Origin of the sequence: Actibacterium sp. EMB200-NS6 (genome assembly GCF_001305615.1) — a bacterium.
GTDB lineage: Bacteria > Pseudomonadota > Alphaproteobacteria > Rhodobacterales > Rhodobacteraceae > Actibacterium_A > Actibacterium_A naphthalenivorans.
On record NZ_CP010870.1, the window covers coordinates 144,640 to 164,045 of the forward strand.

General features: G+C 60.3%; 21 protein-coding genes and 1 pseudogene. 13 read left to right on the plus strand and 9 right to left on the minus strand.

What is annotated here, in order from left to right:
• Positions 1 to 92: 92 nt before the first annotated feature.
• The 3 genes from TQ29_RS18380 to TQ29_RS18390 all read left to right on the plus strand — a co-directional run bounded on the left by TQ29_RS18380 (position 93) and on the right by TQ29_RS18390 (position 2,689).
• Positions 93 to 1,355: a multicopper oxidase family protein gene (locus tag TQ29_RS18380; RefSeq protein WP_054540599.1), complete on the plus strand. Its 1,263-nt coding sequence runs from the start codon at positions 93 to 95 to the stop codon at positions 1,353 to 1,355.
• Positions 1,356 to 1,495: 140 nt separating this feature from the next.
• Complete coding sequence (locus TQ29_RS18385) at positions 1,496 to 1,981, plus strand: disulfide bond formation protein B (RefSeq protein WP_054540600.1); 486 nt, start codon at positions 1,496 to 1,498, stop codon at positions 1,979 to 1,981.
• Between the two features lie 42 nt (positions 1,982 to 2,023).
• Positions 2,024 to 2,689: a L,D-transpeptidase gene (locus TQ29_RS18390; RefSeq protein ID WP_054540601.1), complete on the plus strand. Its 666-nt coding sequence runs from the start codon at positions 2,024 to 2,026 to the stop codon at positions 2,687 to 2,689.
• Between the two features lie 76 nt (positions 2,690 to 2,765).
• Here TQ29_RS18390 and TQ29_RS18395 read toward each other — a convergent pair whose 3' ends face one another.
• On the minus strand, positions 2,766 to 3,377 hold the full coding sequence (locus tag TQ29_RS18395; protein ID WP_054540624.1) for a hypothetical protein: 612 nt from the start codon (positions 3,375 to 3,377) through the stop codon (positions 2,766 to 2,768).
• 343 nt (positions 3,378 to 3,720) lie between these two features.
• Between TQ29_RS18395 and TQ29_RS18400 the strand changes: the two genes are divergently transcribed.
• The 5 genes from TQ29_RS18400 (at position 3,721) to TQ29_RS18420 (ending at position 9,692) form a co-directional block, all read left to right on the plus strand.
• Positions 3,721 to 4,329, plus strand: coding sequence for an EF-hand domain-containing protein (locus TQ29_RS18400; protein ID WP_235974531.1), 609 nt, complete (start codon positions 3,721 to 3,723; stop codon positions 4,327 to 4,329).
• A gap of 140 nt (positions 4,330 to 4,469) precedes the next feature.
• Complete coding sequence (locus TQ29_RS18405) at positions 4,470 to 4,856, plus strand: DUF302 domain-containing protein (RefSeq protein ID WP_007803435.1); 387 nt, start codon at positions 4,470 to 4,472, stop codon at positions 4,854 to 4,856.
• Between the two features lie 105 nt (positions 4,857 to 4,961).
• Positions 4,962 to 5,882, plus strand: coding sequence for a prolipoprotein diacylglyceryl transferase (lgt, locus tag TQ29_RS18410; RefSeq protein WP_007803438.1), 921 nt, complete (start codon positions 4,962 to 4,964; stop codon positions 5,880 to 5,882).
• Positions 5,883 to 6,017: 135 nt separating this feature from the next.
• The gene (locus TQ29_RS18415) at positions 6,018 to 8,306 is read left to right on the plus strand and encodes a copper-translocating P-type ATPase (RefSeq protein ID WP_222864283.1); all 2,289 of its coding nucleotides are present in this window, start codon (positions 6,018 to 6,020) and stop codon (positions 8,304 to 8,306) included.
• A 48-nt stretch (positions 8,307 to 8,354) separates the two neighbouring features.
• Entirely contained in the window at positions 8,355 to 9,692 is a 1,338-nt protein-coding gene (locus TQ29_RS18420) for an APC family permease (RefSeq protein ID WP_007803442.1), read from the plus strand.
• A gap of 7 nt (positions 9,693 to 9,699) precedes the next feature.
• Here TQ29_RS18420 and TQ29_RS18425 read toward each other — a convergent pair whose 3' ends face one another.
• Positions 9,700 to 10,344: a hypothetical protein gene (locus TQ29_RS18425; RefSeq protein WP_054540602.1), complete on the minus strand. Its 645-nt coding sequence runs from the start codon at positions 10,342 to 10,344 to the stop codon at positions 9,700 to 9,702.
• A gap of 109 nt (positions 10,345 to 10,453) precedes the next feature.
• Here TQ29_RS18425 and TQ29_RS20835 point away from each other — a divergent pair.
• From TQ29_RS20835 to TQ29_RS18435, 3 genes and pseudogenes are all read left to right on the plus strand, one after another.
• Positions 10,454 to 10,573: pseudogene (locus TQ29_RS20835) on the plus strand (IS5/IS1182 family transposase); the annotation flags it as partial.
• A complete protein-coding gene (locus TQ29_RS18430; protein WP_007803446.1) occupies positions 10,561 to 11,283 on the plus strand; it encodes a cytochrome c biogenesis CcdA family protein in 723 nt (240 codons plus the stop codon). The pseudogene TQ29_RS20835 and the gene TQ29_RS18430, both read left to right, overlap by 13 nt.
• Before the next feature lie 193 nt (positions 11,284 to 11,476).
• Positions 11,477 to 12,142: a L,D-transpeptidase gene (locus TQ29_RS18435; RefSeq protein WP_007803448.1), complete on the plus strand. Its 666-nt coding sequence runs from the start codon at positions 11,477 to 11,479 to the stop codon at positions 12,140 to 12,142.
• 47 nt (positions 12,143 to 12,189) lie between these two features.
• On the opposite strand, the gene TQ29_RS20485 is transcribed toward TQ29_RS18435, so the two are convergent.
• Complete coding sequence (locus tag TQ29_RS20485) at positions 12,190 to 12,477, minus strand: hypothetical protein (RefSeq protein ID WP_369817429.1); 288 nt, start codon at positions 12,475 to 12,477, stop codon at positions 12,190 to 12,192.
• 345 nt (positions 12,478 to 12,822) lie between these two features.
• Between TQ29_RS20485 and TQ29_RS18440 the strand changes: the two genes are divergently transcribed.
• Positions 12,823 to 15,009, plus strand: coding sequence for a cation-translocating P-type ATPase (locus TQ29_RS18440; RefSeq protein WP_007803450.1), 2,187 nt, complete (start codon positions 12,823 to 12,825; stop codon positions 15,007 to 15,009).
• Here TQ29_RS18440 and TQ29_RS18445 read toward each other — a convergent pair.
• On the minus strand, positions 15,003 to 15,278 hold the full coding sequence (locus TQ29_RS18445) for a hypothetical protein (protein WP_012187175.1): 276 nt from the start codon (positions 15,276 to 15,278) through the stop codon (positions 15,003 to 15,005). The genes TQ29_RS18440 and TQ29_RS18445 overlap by 7 nt on opposite strands.
• Positions 15,279 to 15,375: 97 nt before the next feature.
• Here TQ29_RS18445 and mntR point away from each other — a divergent pair, with 97 nt between their 5' ends.
• The gene (mntR, locus tag TQ29_RS18450; RefSeq protein WP_008327326.1) at positions 15,376 to 15,834 is read left to right on the plus strand and encodes a manganese-binding transcriptional regulator MntR; all 459 of its coding nucleotides are present in this window, start codon (positions 15,376 to 15,378) and stop codon (positions 15,832 to 15,834) included.
• Positions 15,835 to 15,928: 94 nt separating this feature from the next.
• Here the strand turns inward: mntR and TQ29_RS20990 are convergent, their stop codons facing one another.
• The 5 genes from TQ29_RS20990 to TQ29_RS18475 are packed head-to-tail and all read right to left on the minus strand — an operon-like array spanning position 15,929 to position 19,405.
• Positions 15,929 to 16,096: a hypothetical protein gene (locus TQ29_RS20990; RefSeq protein WP_007803456.1), complete on the minus strand. Its 168-nt coding sequence runs from the start codon at positions 16,094 to 16,096 to the stop codon at positions 15,929 to 15,931.
• A complete protein-coding gene (gene lnt, locus TQ29_RS18460; protein WP_009807490.1) occupies positions 16,096 to 17,667 on the minus strand; it encodes an apolipoprotein N-acyltransferase in 1,572 nt (523 codons plus the stop codon). The genes TQ29_RS20990 and lnt overlap by 1 nt, the downstream gene beginning before the upstream one ends.
• Positions 17,664 to 18,137, minus strand: coding sequence for a signal peptidase II (lspA, locus tag TQ29_RS18465; RefSeq protein WP_007803461.1), 474 nt, complete (start codon positions 18,135 to 18,137; stop codon positions 17,664 to 17,666). Before lspA ends, lnt begins: the two co-directional genes overlap by 4 nt.
• Positions 18,138 to 18,141: 4 nt before the next feature.
• A complete protein-coding gene (locus tag TQ29_RS18470; RefSeq protein ID WP_054540603.1) occupies positions 18,142 to 18,924 on the minus strand; it encodes a ZIP family metal transporter in 783 nt (260 codons plus the stop codon).
• Between the two features lie 22 nt (positions 18,925 to 18,946).
• Complete coding sequence (locus TQ29_RS18475) at positions 18,947 to 19,405, minus strand: DUF411 domain-containing protein (RefSeq protein ID WP_007803465.1); 459 nt, start codon at positions 19,403 to 19,405, stop codon at positions 18,947 to 18,949.
• Between the last annotated feature and the right edge of the window lies 1 nt (position 19,406).

The window sequence follows — 19,406 nt, forward strand, 5'->3', positions numbered from 1 at the left end:
GAAATGGCACAAGTGCGGCAGTTGGCGAAAGCCAGTCTATCATTCATGAGGTGACGGAATTGTCTTTGAGCCGGAGGTCTTTCCTTGGCGGGATGACCGTTGCGCTGGCTGGTACCCGCTTGCCAGCAGCGACACACGAGTTGATCCTCGCGCCCCAATCGATCAAGGCGCACCTTGCTGGGTACGACGTGTCGATGTTGGGCTTCAACGGTGGTCTGCCGGGCCCAGAAGTCAGAATGCGACAAGGACAAACCGCCCGCATCACCCTCGATAACCGATTGGAGGAGGGCGCTCTCGTTCACTGGCATGGGTTGCGGGTTCCAAATCGGATGGATGGTGTCAACGTCCTCACTCAGGATGTGGTCATTCCGGGCGACTCGTATCGTTATCAATTCGGCGTCCCGGATGCCGGCACGTATTGGTATCACTCGCATTACCTGTCTTACGATCAGGTCAGCCGCGGTCTTTTCGGCGCCTTCATCGTCGAGGAGCAAAATGCGCCGGCTGTCGACCATGACATCGTTGTTCAGTTCTTCGATGTCTTGTTGGATCAGTCCGGACAGTACGACGAAGGGTTCAACCCGGCTCATTTCGCGACCGAGGGCCGTATCGGCAATACGGTCACGGCGCTTGTTTCCAATGGAACCAGCAAGAATGTGAGACAAGGCGACCGCCTGCGCTTGCGCCTGATAAATCCCTCTATCGACAGGGTTTACCGTGTCGGGCTGGACGGTCTGGCAGGCAAGATCGTTGCACTGGATGGTATGCCCCTGGCGCAGCCACAGACACTCGAACCCATCCTCCTAGCTCCGGGGCAAAGATGCGATGTGATTGGTGATGCGACCGGGCCTATTAGATTTGACGACAGCTTTGGAGAGCGGACGTTGAGCCTTGGCGAAATCGCTGTTTCCGGCTCTCGTGAGCCTGCGAAAGCGCCCATCACCGCGTTGCCCGCCAACCGAATGCCCGCCCCGCAAGACCCCGGCCAAACCGCGGAGCTGGTGCTTCAGGGAGGTGCGGGAAGCGCGTCCCACAACGGCACAGGGACGTGGGCGCTCAATGACGTATCGGGCCTGCCTCGAACCCCTTTCCTATCTGTCGCGCAGGGGACGACCGCGCGCATTTCGATCCGCAACGAAACCGGATTTCCACACGTCATGCATCTGCATGGCCACCATTTCTGGGAACTCGATGCGGCGGGTGAAGCCGGTCCATACCGGGACTCGACCTATCTGGATACCGGCGAGACGCGGGATATTCTCGTCGTCCTGGACAATCCGGGATCCTGGATGCTTCATTGCCACATGTTGAGCCATCAAGCCGACGGTATGGCAACGTGGATCAGAGTCGGCTGAGGGTCGCGACGGATACATACCGTTACAAATCTCTGAATGATAACAGCCCTTCTGCCGTTTACGTAACCTGACAAGCGAGAAACAGGTCCATCGATTGCCAACGGGAGCGTTCATTGACCCTGACACCAAAATCTCTCGGCATGACTGCGGCGGCAGGATCAGCCGCCTTGCTGTTAGGGGCCTTCGTTTTCCAGGCTCTTGGCTACGCGCCGTGCGCAATGTGCATCTGGCAACGCTACCCACACGCAATCGCCATTGGAACGGGCGCTATGTTGCTCTTTGCTCTGCCGATTTTGCCAATCCTGATAATCGGTGCCCTGTCGGCACTCAGCACATCCGCGTTGGGAGTGTTTCATACCGGTGTCGAGCGCGGCTGGTGGGAGGGACCGACTTCTTGCACGGGATCCGGCCTCGATGTCTCCCAAATGTCGGTATCGGAATTGCTGCCCTCTGCCAGTTCAAATGCGTCCACTCTTGTTCTGTGCGATGAGGTTGTCTGGGAATTTCTGACGTTGTCCATGGCGAGTTGGAACGCGATCCTGAGCGGTGTCCTTGCTTGCCTCTGGTTGGTCGCGATCGCAAGACATCAAAAGGTTCGGTGGCATGGGGTCGCGGACGTTTCTTGAATCGTCCCGCATTCATCGTAAACAAACATAGGGCTTCGTTTCATGGTTACAAGACGACACTTTCTTGCACTCTCCGGTTCGCTGTTTTCAGCGTCTCTGAGTTCACCCGCGTTCGCAAAGACCTGGCCGACAACAGCCGAAAAAGCAGCTTGGGATGCGCAGGTCACGCCCGCCAACTATGACCCGGCAACAACCAACCCATGGGGGCTGCATCCCAGGCTGCTGCCGCAACGCGTGTTGGCGAATGAAGGTTTGCGCCCGGGTGACATTCACGTCGATGCGATCGCGCGCTATCTGTACCATATCGAGGAGGGTGGCACCGCGATGCGATACGGGGTGGCGATTGCCAAGGGCGATCTCTATGAACCCGGCACCTATACGATCCGCCGAAAGGTCGAATGGCCGCACTGGACGCCAACGCAGTCGATGATCGAACGCGATCCGGAGGCTTACGAGCGGTTTGCCGACGGTATGGAGCCCGGCCCCAACAATGCCTTGGGCAGCAGGGCTTTGTATCTATTCGTCGGAGATCGGGATACGTACCTTCGAATTCACGGAACGCCGAGCCCTCGCAGCATTGGCGGCCGGGCCAGTTCGGGATGCGTGCGCATGGTGATGGCCCACATCAATGATCTCTATCCGAATGTCGCTGTCGGATCGACGGCGTTTCTTTACTCGGCCGAAGACAGCGTTACCGCTCGAAGCTAACCTATTGCATCTTTGGCTCACACGCCGAGGACTGCGTCGTGCAGGGACATCTTCCAATGAATTGTTGGACGAACACTCACGGCTGTGTCGCAAGTGAACTTTCGAACTGTGCGATCGCTACGGATTTGTCGTCCTCATCGTTCTCGAACAGCTTTGTGGTTCGCACGCCCGGCAACTTGCCAAAATCCGCCATCAGGCGCTTTGGAAAAAATGTGCGTCCGATGGATTCAAATCCTGGTAATTGTCTGAGTACCGCGGAGGTACTGGCACTACAAAAACCGGAAGCGGCTGGGCCGCTGGCAATTGCAAGCCGCAAGGCCTGCTCCGCGACTTCGGGGGACACATCGATCTCTTGTATGACGACGTGGTAGGTCTCCCGTGCATGAGCCCGTGCGTAAAAATCGGCCACTTGTGGAGTAATGCCATAAAGCACATCTCCCCGTTCCGGTACCGCGCTCAGCCGGACCGTTCCTGCCGGATCGAAGATAACGCGCTGCGACCCATTGATCATGACGCTGCTATGCGCACCCGCCCCGGATCTGTTGCTGATCATGGTGTACAGCGTCAGCGCGGCCGGTCCGTCGTGACGGTAGGATGCACTACTGATGACTTCGGCTGAAGCATCAGGGCGCATGTCGTTTCCTGCACCGCACCCCGCCAAAATCACCACGGTTAGAACTGAGAAAATGCGATTGGAAAAGCGCACCTTGCAGCCTCCTGCCATGAGTTGAATGATTGAATTTTCGGGATATTCAGGGCCTCTAGCAATCTCGACATCAACTCTTCCGGATTTCACCTCTACCGAAACATGGGTTCGGTTTCGGTTGGTATACGGATCCTCGACACCTTTTTTTCTGGATATCGCATGTTTCAGATGAAGAGGAGCGTTCGCCCCGAATTGATTTGTCGCAATTTGTAACAGACCCCGCCTTTGTGACCTCGCGATACAAAACACCGGCTCGCGTGGCATTCCGCATCTGCAGGTGCCCCCCATATGCTGGGTATCGCAACACTGACACGAGGTGATCGAAATGAAACGCAACACTTTACTCGCTGCAATGACCCTGGCTGCAACCGCCCTTGGCGGTGCCGCATTCGCGGACGCCAACCACGGGCGTGGGGGACAATTTGGCGCCCAGAGCGGACCAGGCATGATGCAGAACGGTGGTCCCGGTATGATGGGGAACATGGGCGGAATGATGGACATGATGAAGCGCATGCACGGAAACATGATGGGCGCAGGCATGATGGGCGCAGGCATGGGCAGTGGTATGATGAGCCCAGGCATGGCTGGCGGCATGATGCAAATGTTCGACACTGATGGAGACGGCACAACGACGCCGGAAGAAATGCGCACGCAGCTGGAGGCCAAGCTTTCCGAGTTTGACAGCGACGGGGATGGAAACCTCTCGATTACTGAATTTGAAGCTCTCCACAGCGCGATGATCCGCGAAATGATGGTGGATCGCTTCCAACACCTCGATGCCGATGGCGACGGCGCGGTGACGCCGGAAGAGATGGCCGCTCCTGCCGATAGGATGGAGCGGATGCAGATGATGCGGTCGAATATGGCAGATGCGCCTGCGCGGCCTGGCAACGGTCAGGGCATGGGCAACGGCTCCATGATGCAGGACAACTGAGCCAATGGGTGCCGGTTTTTTTCCGGCACCCGTCCTCACAACCCCAAAACCATTCGCGGTCGGGACATTGAACCGAACCGCGACCTGAACCGTTTAGCCTCGGTATGCCAACAAATAGAGACACGGAAAGGAAAATTCCCATGGCCTATACCTATGATCGCGTCCTGAAAGACACCAAAATCGATGACGCAGAGATGCGTGTTCGGGATGCTTTGGCAGACAAGGGCTTCGGCGTTCTGACTGAGATTGACGTCAAAGCGACGATGAAAAAGAAACTTGATGCGGACATGCCGCCTTACCGCATCTTGGGGGCCTGTAATCCGGGCATGGCGCACAAAGCCATCGAGATCGAGCCTCGCATCGGTGCGATGCTTCCCTGCAATGTTATCCTGCGGCAACTGGACGGCGACACCGAGGTCAGCGCGGTCGATCCTGTCGCTTCGATGCAGGCGGTGCAGAACCAAGACCTGGACGCGGTCGCCGGCGAAGTCCGCGATCTCCTTCGGGACGCCCTCGACACCGCGTGATGGCGGGATGGGCGTTGGATGCCCTGTCGCAGATCGAGCGCCTTTAGCGGTGCTCGATCAATGCCATCTAATCCCCACGTAAATTCCTGATGAGGAACTCACCCAGTGCTGCCAGCGGGATTGCCATTTCCGGATATTGGAACCGACCTCTTCTCCTTCGACATCGGGGGGGTCACATTCGCACTCCGCTGGTACGCGCTAGCCTATATCTTCGGTATCCTGATTGGCTGGCGCATTTGTTCGAGTGCCATAAGCCGTCCCGCGCTCTGGACGTCAGCTGGACCGCCGCTTGACCGAACGCAGATCGAAGATCTTCTGACGTGGATCATCATCGGCGTGATTGCTGGTGGTCGCCTGGGCTTTGTACTGTTCTACCAGCCCGCATATTATCTCGCCAATCCCTTGGAAATTCTGATGGTCTGGCAAGGCGGCATGTCTTTCCACGGGGGGTTCGCGGGAGTTGTCATCGCGGCCTTGCTGTTCTGCCTTAGACAGAACGCGTCATTGCTCAGCACTGGCGACTTGCTGGCTTTGGCAACACCACCAGGCTTGTTTCTTGGAAGGCTGGCGAACTTCACCAACAATGAGTTGTGGGGGCGTCCAACGGACGTTCCCTGGGCGGTGATCTTTCCCGGCGAAGTCGCGCAGGCCTGCCCAGGGGTTAGCGGCCTCTGCGCCCGACACCCGTCCCAGCTGTACGAGGCGGTATTGGAGGGGCTCATTCTTGGAATACTGCTCATTTATCTCGCTTGGGGCCGGGGCTGGCTGAAAATGCCCGGTGCCTTGGCTGGCGTGTTTCTGACCGGCTATGGTCTTGCCCGAAGTTTCGTCGAGATGTTCCGGCAACCGGACCAACAATTTGTGACGGCGGACAACCCGATCGGCCATGCGCTTCATTTTGGTGAGTGGGGTTTGACCATGGGCCAGTTGCTCTCCATGCCAATGGCGCTGGTCGGGCTGGCGTTGATCGTGTTCGCCCGGCGGGAACGGGGCCGGACAGCGCCACCCCGCAGAGCCGCAATGTAATCGCCGTACTGATCTCTCTTGACCCTCCCGCGGATGGAAGCCCTAGGCAAGAGAAGCATTCTCGGAAAGGACCGCAAAATGAGCACTCCCGACAGTTCTGAAACCACAGCAGCTTCTTCGGTATTCGTTTGCCCCATGCACCCTGAGGTGCGGCAGGACGAGCCCGGCAATTGTCCGAAATGCGGGATGCACCTCGTGCCGGAATCGGAGCTCGAGGTCCATTCAGCACATGATCATCACGAACACCACGCGGGTGCCACGCCGGCCGATGGCCGATATGATCTGGTTCCTACAGGACATGATGGTCCCATTTTCACCTGCCCGATGCACCCTCAGGTGCGGCAGCCTGATCCGGGCGCGTGTCCGATCTGTGGTATGGGATTGGAACTGGAATCCGGTGTGCCGGGCGATGAAGGTCCAAATCCCGAACTGGTGGATTTCACACGGCGGTTCTGGGTCGGCACAGTCCTGACGATCCCGCTCCTTGTCCTCACGATGGGGCCATTCGTCGGTTTCCCCGCAGTCCGGACTTTTTTTGGCGAAAGCACCACACAATGGATCGAATTGATCCTGGCAACGCCAGTGGTCTTGTGGTGCGGCTGGCCGTTTCTGGAACGCGGATGGATTTCGTTCCGCACATTGAACCTCAACATGTTCTCCCTGATCGGCATGGGCGTTCTTGCCGCCTGGCTCTTCAGCGTCGTTGCCGTTCTCGCACCGGACATATTCCCTGATGGGTTCCGAGACTCCGAAGGCCATGTCGGCGTCTATTTCGAGGCGGCGGCGGTGATCGTGACGCTGGTGCTGCTCGGCCAGGTGATGGAACTACGCGCCCGCGAGGGGACCGGCAAGGCGATCCGCGCGCTTCTCGACATGGCGGCAAAGACCGCGCGGGTCATCCGGGACGACGGATCCGAGGAGGAAATCCCGCTGGAGGACGTGCAAGTCGGGGACCGGCTGCGCGTGCGGCCCGGTGACAAGGTGCCGGTCGATGGCGTGGTTCTGGACGGCCGGTCCTCGGTCGACGAAAGCATGATCTCCGGTGAACCCGTGCCGGTCGAGAAGACCGAGGGCGACCCGCTGACCGGCGCGACGATCAATGGCACCGGCAGTCTGGTGATGGAGGCGACGCGTGTCGGGTCCGACACGATGCTGGCTCAAATTGTCGAGATGGTGTCGAACGCGCAGCGCTCGCGCGCCCCGATCCAGAAATACGCCGACAAGGTGGCGGGATATTTCGTTCCGGCCGTCATCGGTATCGCGGTCCTGTCCTTCATCGCCTGGGCGATCTGGGGGCCCGCGCCTGCGCTTTCCTACGCATTGATTTCGGCGGTGGCGGTTCTGATCATCGCCTGTCCTTGTGCGCTTGGCCTGGCGACACCGATGTCGATCATGACAGCGACAGGACGGGGCGCTCAGGCAGGGGTGCTGATCAAGAACGCCGAGGCGCTGGAGCGGTTCGAGAAAGTCGATACCCTGATCGTCGACAAGACCGGCACGTTGACCGAAGGCAAGCCGCGGCTTGTCGACGTACTCCCGCAACCCGGCCACGACGAAGCCGAGGTCTTGCGTCTCGCCGCATCGCTTGAGCGCGGATCGGAGCACCCCTTGGCCGAAGCGATCGTCAGGGGTGCGGAGGAGCGAGATGTCAAAATGGACGAGGCACGGGACTTCGAGGCGGTCACTGGCAAGGGCGTCAAGGGGGTCGTTGACGGCAAAGCGGTCGCGCTCGGCAATTTGGCGATGATCCGCGAATTGGGGCTCGAGGCGGGCGCGTTGACCGCCAAGGCCAATGCCCGCCGCGACGAAGGCGAGACGGTCATGTTCGTTGTGCTGGATGGCGAGATCGCCGGTCTAGTTGCTGTCGCCGACCCAGTGAAGGAGACCACGCCAGAAGCCATCGAGGATCTGCATGAACTGGGGTTCCGCGTCATCATGGCGACCGGCGACAACGAACGCACGGCCAAGGCCATCGGCACGCGGCTCGGAATCGATGAGATCCGGGCCGACGTGCTGCCGGAGGACAAGGCGCGGATCATCCTTGAGTTGCAAGAGGCGGGCCACAAGGTCGCCATGGCCGGGGATGGCGTCAACGACGCCCCCGCGCTCGCGCAGGCCGATGTCGGCATCGCCATGGGCACCGGCGCCGATGTGGCCATCGAAAGCGCGGGCGTCACGCTGGTCAAGGGCAACCTTGATGGTATCGTGCGTGCGCGGCGGCTCGCCCGGGCCACGATGCGCAACATCCGCCAGAACCTGTTCTTCGCGCTGATCTACAACGCCTCCGGCGTGCCGGTCGCGGCGGGAGTTCTGTTTCCCTTCTTTGGCATCCTCATCAGTCCGATGTTTGCTGCCTTCGCCATGAGCGCGTCGTCAATCTCGGTGGTGCTCAATTCGCTGCGCCTTCGCGGCGTTCGTATCTAGAAGCGCGCAACAGCGTTCGGATGAACCAAAATTAAAAGGGGGCCATTTATGCAGAGCGAAAAAGAAACGTACCGCGAAAATTCCATCAGTCTGGGCGGAGCCGTTGCGATGGGGACAGGCGTGATGATCGGCGCTGGAATCTTTGCGTTGACGGGGCAAATCGCGCAGCTCGCCGGCCCGCTTTTCCCGCTTGCATTCATCGCCGGCGCGGTCGTCACAAGCTTCAGCGCCTACAGCTACATCAGGATGTCGAACAAATGGCCGTCCTCGGGTGGCATCGCCATGATCCTGCAGAAATGCTATGGCCCCGGAGCCATCGCGGGCGGGGCCGCACTGCTGATGGCGCTCAGCATGGTGATCGCGGAAAGCCTCGTCGCGCGAACCTTCGCCACCTATGTCCTGCGCCCTTTCGATATCGAAGGTGGCCCATTGGTCCCCGCTCTGGCTGTGGCCGTGATCGTTTTCGCCTTTTTGGTGAACATGGCCGGAAACCGCTCGGTCGGGCTGTTCTCGTTGATCATGGCCGCGATCAAGATCGGAGGCATAGCTCTGTTTGGCATCGCGGCCCTGTGGTCCAGTGGTTTTGCGTTCGCCGCGGCGTCCGAGACCTCACAATCCTACGGGCTCACGGGGTTCATCGCCTCTACGGCGCTGGCCATCCTTGCGTTCAAGGGATTCACCACGATCACCAACAGCGGAGCCGAGATCACTGAACCAAATCGCAATGTTGGCCGAGCGATCATGTTCTCTATCGGAATCTGCGTCGTCGTCTACCTGTTGGTCGCCTACGGGGTCGGTTCGAGTCTCACGATCGAGGAGATCATCTCAGCGCGTGACTATTCGCTGGCACAAGCGGCGCAGCCCGCCCTTGGACAAACCGGCTTCATACTCACGGTGATCCTGGCCGCTGTCGCAACGGCGTCCGGCGTTCTGGCCAGCGTCTTCGCGGTGTCGCGTATGCTGGCGATGCTGACCGACATGGAAATGATCCCGCACAGCCACTTCGGTATGCCAGGTCCCATCCAACGCCACACCCTGGTCTATACTGTCGTCATCGCCGCGACGTTGGCCGTGCTCTTTGATTTAGGCCGGATCGCATCCCTCGGTGCTTTCTTTTACCTCGTCATGGACATGATCATACATTGGGGCGTGTTCCGCTATCGTCGAGCAGACGTCGGCGCCTTCGGTATCGTGCTTTTGACTGCCCTGGCGCTCGATGCGATAGTACTGGCAGCTTTCACCGTGATGAAGCTTCAAAGCGACCCGATGATCGTTCTCTACGCCGCTGTCGGGATGATCGCTGTGTTCGCCTTCGAGCGCGTTTACTTGTCGCAATGGGTGGCACCGCAAGTCGCCCCCGCCCCCGCCCACGCCCACGGTGATTAGCCTGCCATCACCTGGCCTGAAGAGATGCGATGCCTTGTGCGCCGATCGTGATCAGCCCGACCGACAAGGCAAACGCAGCCAGGGCAAGCAGCATCACGCCCGTGTTCATGGGCAAGCGACGTACAACCGGTCCAAGAAATTCCGACCGCCCGAAAGCCGAGACGTAGAGCGGCAACGCGCTTATCATAGTCGCATAGAGGTAAACGCCGGAGATGTTCTCGAAAAACGCCGAACGCGCAAGAGTCGGGGATACAACCGCCAAAGCGGTTGAACGATTGCCGCCGAATGACCCGAACCAGTCGGCAGATAGAACGTATATCAGCACGTGGAGACCTGGAAAGAGAAGGGCTCTGAGCAAGACATCGACCAGCACGAAAAACGCCGTGTCTCTTGAGCCCGCCTTTGGTTGCTTTGTCATAGCGAAAAGGAAAAAACTGACATAGTTGACGGCAAAAACCACGGGCAAACCGTTGGTCGCAACCTGCCTTAGAAAGCGCATGAGTGCCGGTCCGCCGGCAGCAAGAGCCGGAGCAAAGCCCGGAGCCAGTAAGACGTAGAACAACAGGACCGGCAGTAATGCAGCGAAGCTGAACAGCAGGACATTTCTAACAAACTGAGCCGCGGGCATACTGATAGAGAAAAATCTATCCATTGAAATAGCCTGCCATGTGGGCACCACTAGGTCGATGATACGGGGCGTTGTTGCACAAGTCTGACGCCTCAGGATTCCCTTCGCGAACCCATGCTGTTAGCCGCATTCCATGAGCAACCCATCTCCCGCCCGCTATCGTACGACCAACTGGTCCAGCTACAACGCATCGCTGCGCAAGCGGGGGTCCCTGCTGATCTGGGTCGACGAAGACATCACTTGGCGCGCGCCCTCACCGCCGCCCTCCTAGCCGGCACGATATCATTTCTGTCCCCCTGCGTGCTACCTCTTGTGCCAGGTTATGTCTCCTACGTAACCGGGCGCACAGCCGCTGAGGGCGGGGTGGTCGGCGCTTCGCCGTCGCGCGCGGTCTGGCTAAGCCTGTGTTTTGTCCTCGGCTTCTCCACCATCTTCATGGGACTTGGCGCATCCGCGACTGCAATGGGTCAGGCCCTGCTTCGGTGGCGGTATGAACTCAACCTCGTTGGGGGCGGCATCATCATTTTCTTCGGGCTCTTCATGATAGGAGCCGCGCGTGTTTCGGTCATGGAACGCGACTTCCGATTCAATCTCAACATCCCCGGGGGCCAACCCGCTGCGTCCTATGTCCTCGGTCTTGCCTTCGGTTTCGGCTGGACTCCGTGCATCGGCCCGATCCTCGGCGCGATCCTGACAGCCAGTGCGGCGAGTGCCACGATGGGCGAAGGTATCATGCTGCTTGCCGTCTATTCCGCCGGCCTTGGAATACCGTTTCTGATCGTGGCCGGATTCACCGACCAGATCGCGGGACGGTTGCGGGCCATCGGCCGGGTTGGCCGCCGCCTCCACCAGCTTGCGGGCATAGTGATGATCTTGATGGGGCTGGCGATGATGACAGGGCAGTTGAGCGCGCTGTCATACTGGATGCTCGACGTATTTCCGGTTCTGGGACGGATCGGATAGCTCCATTAGTAGCAGCGTCTATTGATAACAGAAAATTTTCTTGAACCTCTAGTAGCTTTAGGAGTTAAGCCACCGACAAAGAACGGCACCATGGAGCAAGTTGCCAATAACGCCTCACTCCTTCCCGGGCGAACAACACTGCGTTCGGGGTAAGGTTCGGTTTGCCGTCCAATGCGTGAACGGAGCAATCTATATGCTGACAAGACGACATTTCATCCAGACGACCACCGCGCTGTTTTCGGCATCGATATCCAGCCCGCTCCTTGCAGACACGTGGCCTACCGATGCGCAGAAGGCAGCTTGGGACGCACAGGTTACACCTCCCGGCTACGACCCGGCCACGTCCAACCCTTGGGGCCTTCACCCTCGCTTCCTGCCACAGCGGGTCCTCGCGAAGGACGGACTTGTACCCGGTGATATCCATGTCGATGCTGTTGCGCGCTATCTCTACCACATCGAAGAAGGCGGCACGGCGATGCGCTATGGCGTGGCGATCGCGCGCGGTAAACTTTACGAACCGGGCACCTATACGATCAAGCGCAAGGTCAGGTGGCCGCATTGGCAGCCGACACAAAACATGATCGACCGCGACCCAGAGCTCTACGCCGATATCGCTGACGGTATGGAACCCGGACCTGAAAACGCGCTCGGATCGCGAGCCCTCTATCTCTTCGTCGGCGACCGAGACACCTATCTAAGGATTCACGGGACACCGTATCCAAGAAGCATTGGCGGCCGTGCGAGTTCCGGCTGCGTCCGAATGGTCATGGCACACATCAATGATCTCTATCCCAACGTCGAGATTGGCTCGACGGCATTCCTGTACTCGGCGGAAGACAGCGTCACCCCGAGAAGTTGACTGGCGCATCATGTGTTACGCGTGGGCTTGACGCATCTATGGGCTGATCAGGACTGGCGCGAAGTGCAGATGGGGTTGCCACCTGCCGAGCGTAGCGGAACCAAGGTGTTTTCCACCGGACCGCTGTGTTCATACCAATAACAGCCATCCTCGGGACGAAGCCGCGCCGTGGTGAGATCCTGACCAGGCGCAGCAAGGGCAATGACGGCCTCGGGAACACTTCCCACTTCGTTGCGAGCGCCGCCGTCGTCCAGCGTTGGCACCGCGCAGCCAGCAAGCACCAATGTCGCTGCGATAATCGGCGCGTTTCGTTTCTGCATGTCTACCTCACTCATTCTGATCGCTTCGTACCGGCAAGCGTTGCTCCAACCGCGTCGTTTCAAGGGGGCGGCTAGCTTCAAGCCTCCGCAGGGCGCCTTTCTTGCTGGACGAATATCCACTTGTTGCCCTTGAAGCTCTAGTTACTGTAGGGGCTATGTCAATGTGGAATCAATGAATCCTGAGGTCAATCCATGTCTTCCGACGGCAACCGCAACGATCACGGCCATCCGGGTGATCAAGAGCATTCTGACCCAAGAGGCAACTCCTGTTGCGACGCCAGCAAGGACGTCGCGTCCACGGCGCCAGCGCCGTCTGGCGGAAGGAGCTTTCAGGTCTCCGGGCTCGATTGCGCCGAAGAGGTGGCGATCCTGAACCGGGTTGTCGGGCCGAAAGTGGGCGGAACCGAACACCTGGCATTCGACGTGATCAACGGGCGAATGACCATCCTCGATAGCGCCGAGAGGATACCAGACGACGAAGTCACGCAGTTGGTCGCAACGACCGGCATGAGCGCCAAGCCATGGGATGCCGACAACGCAGCAGAGGACCAGGCGGCGCATCTGGCACGTCAGAAGCGCTTTACCTCGTTGAGCGGCGGCTTCTGGGCGGCGGGATTCCTTTTTCACATTGTCGAGACCGGCATGGGCGGCGCGCTCGGGCTCTTTGCGGGCCATGGCGAGGTGCCTATGCCTATGGTGGAAGCAGGGATCTTCGCCGTCGCGATTCTTTTTGGCGTCTGGCTTGTCGCGCCCAAGGCCTGGTCTTCGGCGCGGAGGCTTAGCCCCGACATGAACCTGCTCATGGTGGTGGCCGTCGCGGGCGCCATCGGCCTCGGCGAGTTTTTTGAGGCCGCGACGGTCGCCTTCTTCTTCTCGCTTTCGCTTTATCTTGAGAGCTGGAGCGTGGGGCGGGCGCGTAATGCGGTTTCCGCGCTCCTCGATCTGGCGCCGCCAACGGCGCGGGTTCTTTACGACGACGGATCTGAATCCGACGTTCCGGCCGCGGCCGTGGCAGTCAATGCAAGGTTTATCGTGCGCGGCGGCGACCGGATCCCCCTCGACGGTGAGGTCGTGGACGGGGCAGGGGCCGTCGATCAGGCCCCAATTACTGGGGAAAGCGCGCTAGTGCCCAAGGAACCAGGCGACGAGGTCTATGCCGGCACGATCAACGGCGAGGGCACACTGACGGTGCGGGCGACGAAGGCCGCCTCGGACACGGTGCTCGCGAAAATCATTCGCATGGTGGGCGATGCCCATGCCCGCCGCGCGCCGGTCGAACAGTGGGTGGCCAAGTTCGCGCGCATCTACACACCCATCGTGATGGCTTTGGCGATCGCCATCGCGCTGGTGCCGCCACTGCTGCTCGGCGGCGCCTGGGACTACTGGTTCTACAATGCTCTGGTCCTTCTGGTCATCGCATGTCCTTGCGCGCTGGTCATTTCTACGCCGGTCTCCATCGTGGCAGCGCTGACCGCGTCGGCACGGGCGGGGGTGCTCATCAAGGGCGGCGCCTATGTCGAGGCGCCGGGGCGGACCACGGCACTGGCGATGGACAAGACCGGGACGATCACCATGGGCGAGCCTGAGGTGGCGGCGGTTCACCCACTGGTCGGCGTTTCCGCACGCGATCTCATGGCGCTGGCAGCAAGCCTGGAGGCGCGGTCTTCACACCCGCTGGCACGCGCCATCCTCTCGCGCGCCGAAGCCGATGGTGTTTCCGTGTCTGCCGCAGAGGACACCCGTACCGTGCCCGGGCGCGGTCTGGAAGGACGCGCCGACGGGCGCGCTATCTGGCTCGGCTCGGATCGCTTCGCCGAAGAGAAGGGGTTCGGCAATGCCATTCCGGCGGATCTGCGGGATCGGATCGAAGGGGCAGGGAGCACCCTCGTTGCCGTGGGTGACGAGACCGGCGTGACCGGCGTACTGGAGCTTCGCGACCGCATCCGCCCAGATGCAAAGGGGATCGTTGCGCGTCTGCATGCGCAGGGTGTGAAGACCATCGTGATGTTGACGGGCGACAACGAACGCACCGCGCGCGCGGTGGCAGCCGAAGTCGGCATCGACGAGGTGCGCGCCGAACTTTTGCCAGAAGACAAGGTGACGGCCATTGAGGAACTCGTCGAAAGCCACGACATGGTGGCGATGATCGGCGACGGTGTGAATGACGCACCGGCCATGGCGCGGGCGCATTATGCCATCGCCATGGGCGCTGTCGGATCGGATGCCGCGATCGAGACGGCCGACATCGCGCTGATGACCGACGACATCGGCAAGGTACCCTGGCTTATCGGCCATTCGCGCCGTGCCATGACGATCATCCACCAGAATATCGGCATATCGCTGGCGACCAAGGCGCTGTTCGTCGGGCTGACCGCGTTCGGTATGGCCTCAATGTGGGGCGCCATTGCTGCGGATGTAGGCGTGTCTCTGCTGGTGGTCGCCAACGCACTTCGGCTCCTGAACGGCCATCAGGTTGAGGCCGGGCCTTCAGGCGGAGAACCGGTGGGCGAGCAGATGGCGAAAGGAGCACTGGCGCACGGTCATTGATCCGGCGGTTTCGGTAGCTCGATATCGCTTTTGCGGTCCAGCCACGCCAGCGCCCCGACAGAGAATTCCGAACCCCGGTAGGGTTCCGTCCAGGCGGTCTCGATGTCGTCCCAGGGCAGAGGCTCGAGATTTCCAAGAAAGAGCGTCAGACGGTAGGCCGCTGCCTCGGGAAGCCAAGGCGCCTCCTTGGCCGGCGTCGCGGCGACAGGTCCGGACAGGAGGAGCGCACTTGCGAGTGTGGCGAGCAGCACTCTCATAATATTTCGCATCACCACGGCCTCCAAAGTAAAAAGTTAGACATGGCTAACTTATCTACCCGAAGCAAACAAGTTGTCAATCCCGCTGTTTCGCTGCAAAGTCCCGAGTATGACAAAGCTACAATCACAAGGGCGTGAGCCATTCGAAGCGGTCGACCGGGCTCCCGAGGCGCAGGCCGATGGCTTTGCGACCGTGCGTCAGGCACATGAAAGCGAGATGGCGGAGGATTACGTCGAACTGATCGCGGAACTGATCGAGACGCGCGGGGAGGCCAGACCGGTCGAGATCGCCGAGCGGCTTGGCGTGAAGCCGCCGACCGTGACCAAGAACATCTCGCGGCTCAAGGCTGCTGGTCTGGTCCGGCGGGAGCCATACCGCGCGATATTCCTCACCGATGCCGGGCAGGACCTCGCGGAGATCTGTCGACGCCGCCACAGGGTCGTCGTCGCCTTTCTTCTGAGCCTGGGAATCGACGAAGAGACCGCGGAACGCGATGCGGAAGGGATCGAGCATCACGTCAGCGGGACGACATTGGAGGCGTTCGAGCGACGGCTCAATCAGAAATGAGCTCGCCTAGATGCACATTCGCGCGATTCTCTATCGGGACCTCGAGCTATCAGGTCTTCAAGCCGCTGACACGTTTGCGCAATTTCGAAGCTCGCTAGCCGAGAACCCGCGACAGCACGATGGTTGCAAACAGGGCGACAAGTCCGAAGGCGATCGCAGACGCTACCGCATATTGGAGGATATCCAGGTGATTCCCCCTCCTCCGTCGTGCCAGATAGCCACCCCAGATCGCGCCTCCGATAGCGCTCACGATCACAAGCATCAGGATACCTCCGTTCCAAAATGCCGCGCATCGGGATCTCGTCCGAGCAAACTGGCCAGCCAGCCGAAGACCCAGCACCCAAAAACAAGAACCAACAAGGTCCAGTCGCCGAACCGCGCATAGGGCGTTGGAGTACGCGCGCCCGGCAGGCCGGCATCAATGGTGCCTGTTTCCCCGGTATCAAGACGCGCGACGACATTTCCATTGGCGTCGATGATCGCGGATATCCCAGTGTTGGCCGCCCGGACCACGGGAAGTCCCTCCTCGACCGCGCGCATCCGCGCGGAGGCGAGGTGCTGCTCGGGTCCGATGCTGGTTCCGAACCAGGCATCATTTGTGGCGTTGAATATCCAGTCGGGGCGGAAAAGGTCATCGACCACGTGGCCCGGAAAGATGATCTCGTAACAGATCGCCACCGCGACCAGAGGCGCGCCAGGGATCGCCAGCGTGCGCGGCCCTGGTCCCGGCGTGAAATCGCCCAACCCTTCGGTCAGCCGCTCGATGGGCAGCCAGCCTTTCAGGGGCACATATTCCCCGAACGGAACAAGATGATGTTTTGCATACCCCGTCAGAACCTCGCCGCTGCCGTCATAGGCCTGAACCGTGTTGAAATATCTGGTTCCCCCATCGCCCTCCACTCGGTCAGGCGCACCTGTCAGTAGGATCCTGCCGTCTGGCAAAGCTGCAGATATCCGCGCGCGTGCCGCAGCATCTTCGTCCAGAAAGCCGGGGAAGGCCGTTTCCGGCCAAAGCAGCAAATCGAAACGTCCGGGTTGCGCGGACAAGCCCAGGTATTTTTCCAAGGTTCGCTGGCGGCTGCCCGGTACCCACTTCTCGACTTGTGGCACATTGCCTTGGACGATGCGCAAAGCAACGTCTGTCGGCGGCACGTCCTGCCCTGACCGAAGCGCACCGCCAACCCAGAAACCCGCCACAGCAACGGCGAAGAGCACGAGAACAGGCGCGCGTCTCTTTGGCGCCGCCACAGTCAACACACCTGGCAATATGCCGATGAAGACCGTGAGAAAGCCCAAACCGTAGCTTCCGACCCAGGCGGCGGGTTGGCGCAGGGCGGCATAGTCGACAAGGGCATAAGCGGCAAGGTTCCAGGGAAACCCTGTCAGGACATGACCCCGCAGCCATTCCGTGGCCACCCAGCAGGTTGCAAACAGCAGGCCCGCCGCAATGCCGCCGACAGCTCGGCGCTGCATGATGGCGGCAAAAAGCATCGCCGCCATGCCCGGGAAGATGGCAAGTCCGGCGGACAGACCCGCGACCGCCGGAATCGCCAGTGCGCCGAAACGTTCGGCATCGACGTAAAAGCTCTCGGCGATCCAGGAAATTCCAATCCCGAATTGGCCCAGTCCGAAAGCCCAACCGACAAGGAAAGCGCGCGAGGTTGAGATGTTCCGGAGAACGATAAAGAGCACGGAGAAGGCGACAGGGACCGCGATGAGCCAAGAAAACGGCGGAAGAGTCAAAACCGTCAATCCGCCGGCAGCAAGGGCAAGACCCATGCGCTGGAACAGGTTCAGGTCCTCACTAACGAACTGCGGCAATCCCGGCTTCATGAATCGGTCTGAAGTCGAGCGCCAACCCACGGCGCAATGAGCAGCAGCATCACGCCGCCAACCACAAAAACATCGGCCATGTTGAAGGCAGGCCAGTGCGCCGTCCCGATGTAGAAATCGAGGAAATCCGTCACCGCACGATAGCGCAGGCGGTCCAGAATATTGCCGAGTGCACCGCCGATGATCGCACCATAGGCAATGGCCTCGACCCGGCTGCTGGTACGGACCAGCATGAACGCCAGCCAGACGCAGATGCCAAGCGCCAGTAAGACAAGGCTCCACCACGGCGCGCCGCCGAGAAGCCCGAAGGTCACTCCGTCATTGCGCAGGTAGATGAGATTGAAGCCGGGAAAGACCGATACGCCGGAACTAAGAACAGTCGCATTGGACACAACGATTGCCTTCGTTGCCTGATCGACAAGAAAGGCGATCAGCGCAGCAAGCAGACCGACGAAGAGGCAAGTTCTCATCAGCTTATCCCAGCCAGACGTCGAGGAACAACATGATCACAAGACCAACGGCGAGGCCGAGCGTCGCCCTGTTCTGATGGCCGGATCGGTGGGTTTCCGGAATGATCTCGTGGCTGATGACGTAGAGCATCGCACCTGCTGCGAAGGCGAGACCCCAGGGCAGCAGCGGTTGCGAAAGACTGATAATCCCTGCGCCGAGAAGTCCACCGACGGGCTCGACGAGACCGGTCAGAGCGGCGATGCCCCAGGCGCGAAGCCTGGAATAGCCCTCGCCGAGCAACGAAACCGCCACCGCCAGACCTTCGGGGGCATTCTGTAATCCAATACCGATCGCAAGTGGCAACCCGCCCGACAAACCGTCAGCCCCGAACCCGACGCCGACGGCAAGCCCTTCGGGAAAATTGTGGATAGTGATCGCGATGATGAAAAGCCAGACGCGCCGCAGCGATGCGGCGTCGGGACCTTCCCGCCCCGTCTTGAAATGTTCATGCGGTAGCCGTTCGTTCATCAGAGCGACCGCGCCCATGCCAAGCAGGATCGCAACACATACGATGGCCGCCGGGAGAGCACCGTTGTCGAACTGTCCTTCAGCTGCGTCGAGAGCCGGGATGATCAGCGAGAAGAACGAAGCCGCGAGCATGACACCCGCCGCGAAGCCAAGCAGCAGATCGCGCGTGGCCCGGGACGGGATGCGCCCAAAAAGAACGGGGACCGCCCCGACCGCGGTCAGCGATCCGGCGGCCAGGCTTCCAAGAAAGCCAAGCGCTATGGGGGAGAGGGGTTCCAATTGTTAAGGTTCTGCCGCGAGTTCAGTCAGGAGCCGAGTAGCTGGTGTAGACCTCGGTCGATCCGTCTTCGTGGATCAGGAAGACATCGTAAGCCTCCCGGTCGTCCTCCGGTCCCATGCCGGGCGACCCGTAGGGCATTCCCGGCACCGCCAGGCCTACCGCGTCTGGCCGGTCCTCCAGCAGGCGTTGGATGTCAGCCGCCGGCACGTGGCCCTCGATCACATAGCCGTCGACCAAAGCCGTATGGCAGGAGACCATGCGCTGCGGCACGCCATTGTCGAGTTTGAAGCGCACAAGAGATCCTCCGAACATGTCCTCGCCCATCGGCGCGAAGCCATTCTCCTCGAGGTGCTTCATCCAGGACAGGCAACAGCCGCAGCCGTTTGTCTTCCGGACGTCGATCTGAATCGCCTCTGCGACGGCCTGCGCCGCAGGAAGCAAGGCAAATGCGATGGCAAGGGCGGGAGTAAATCGTTTCATG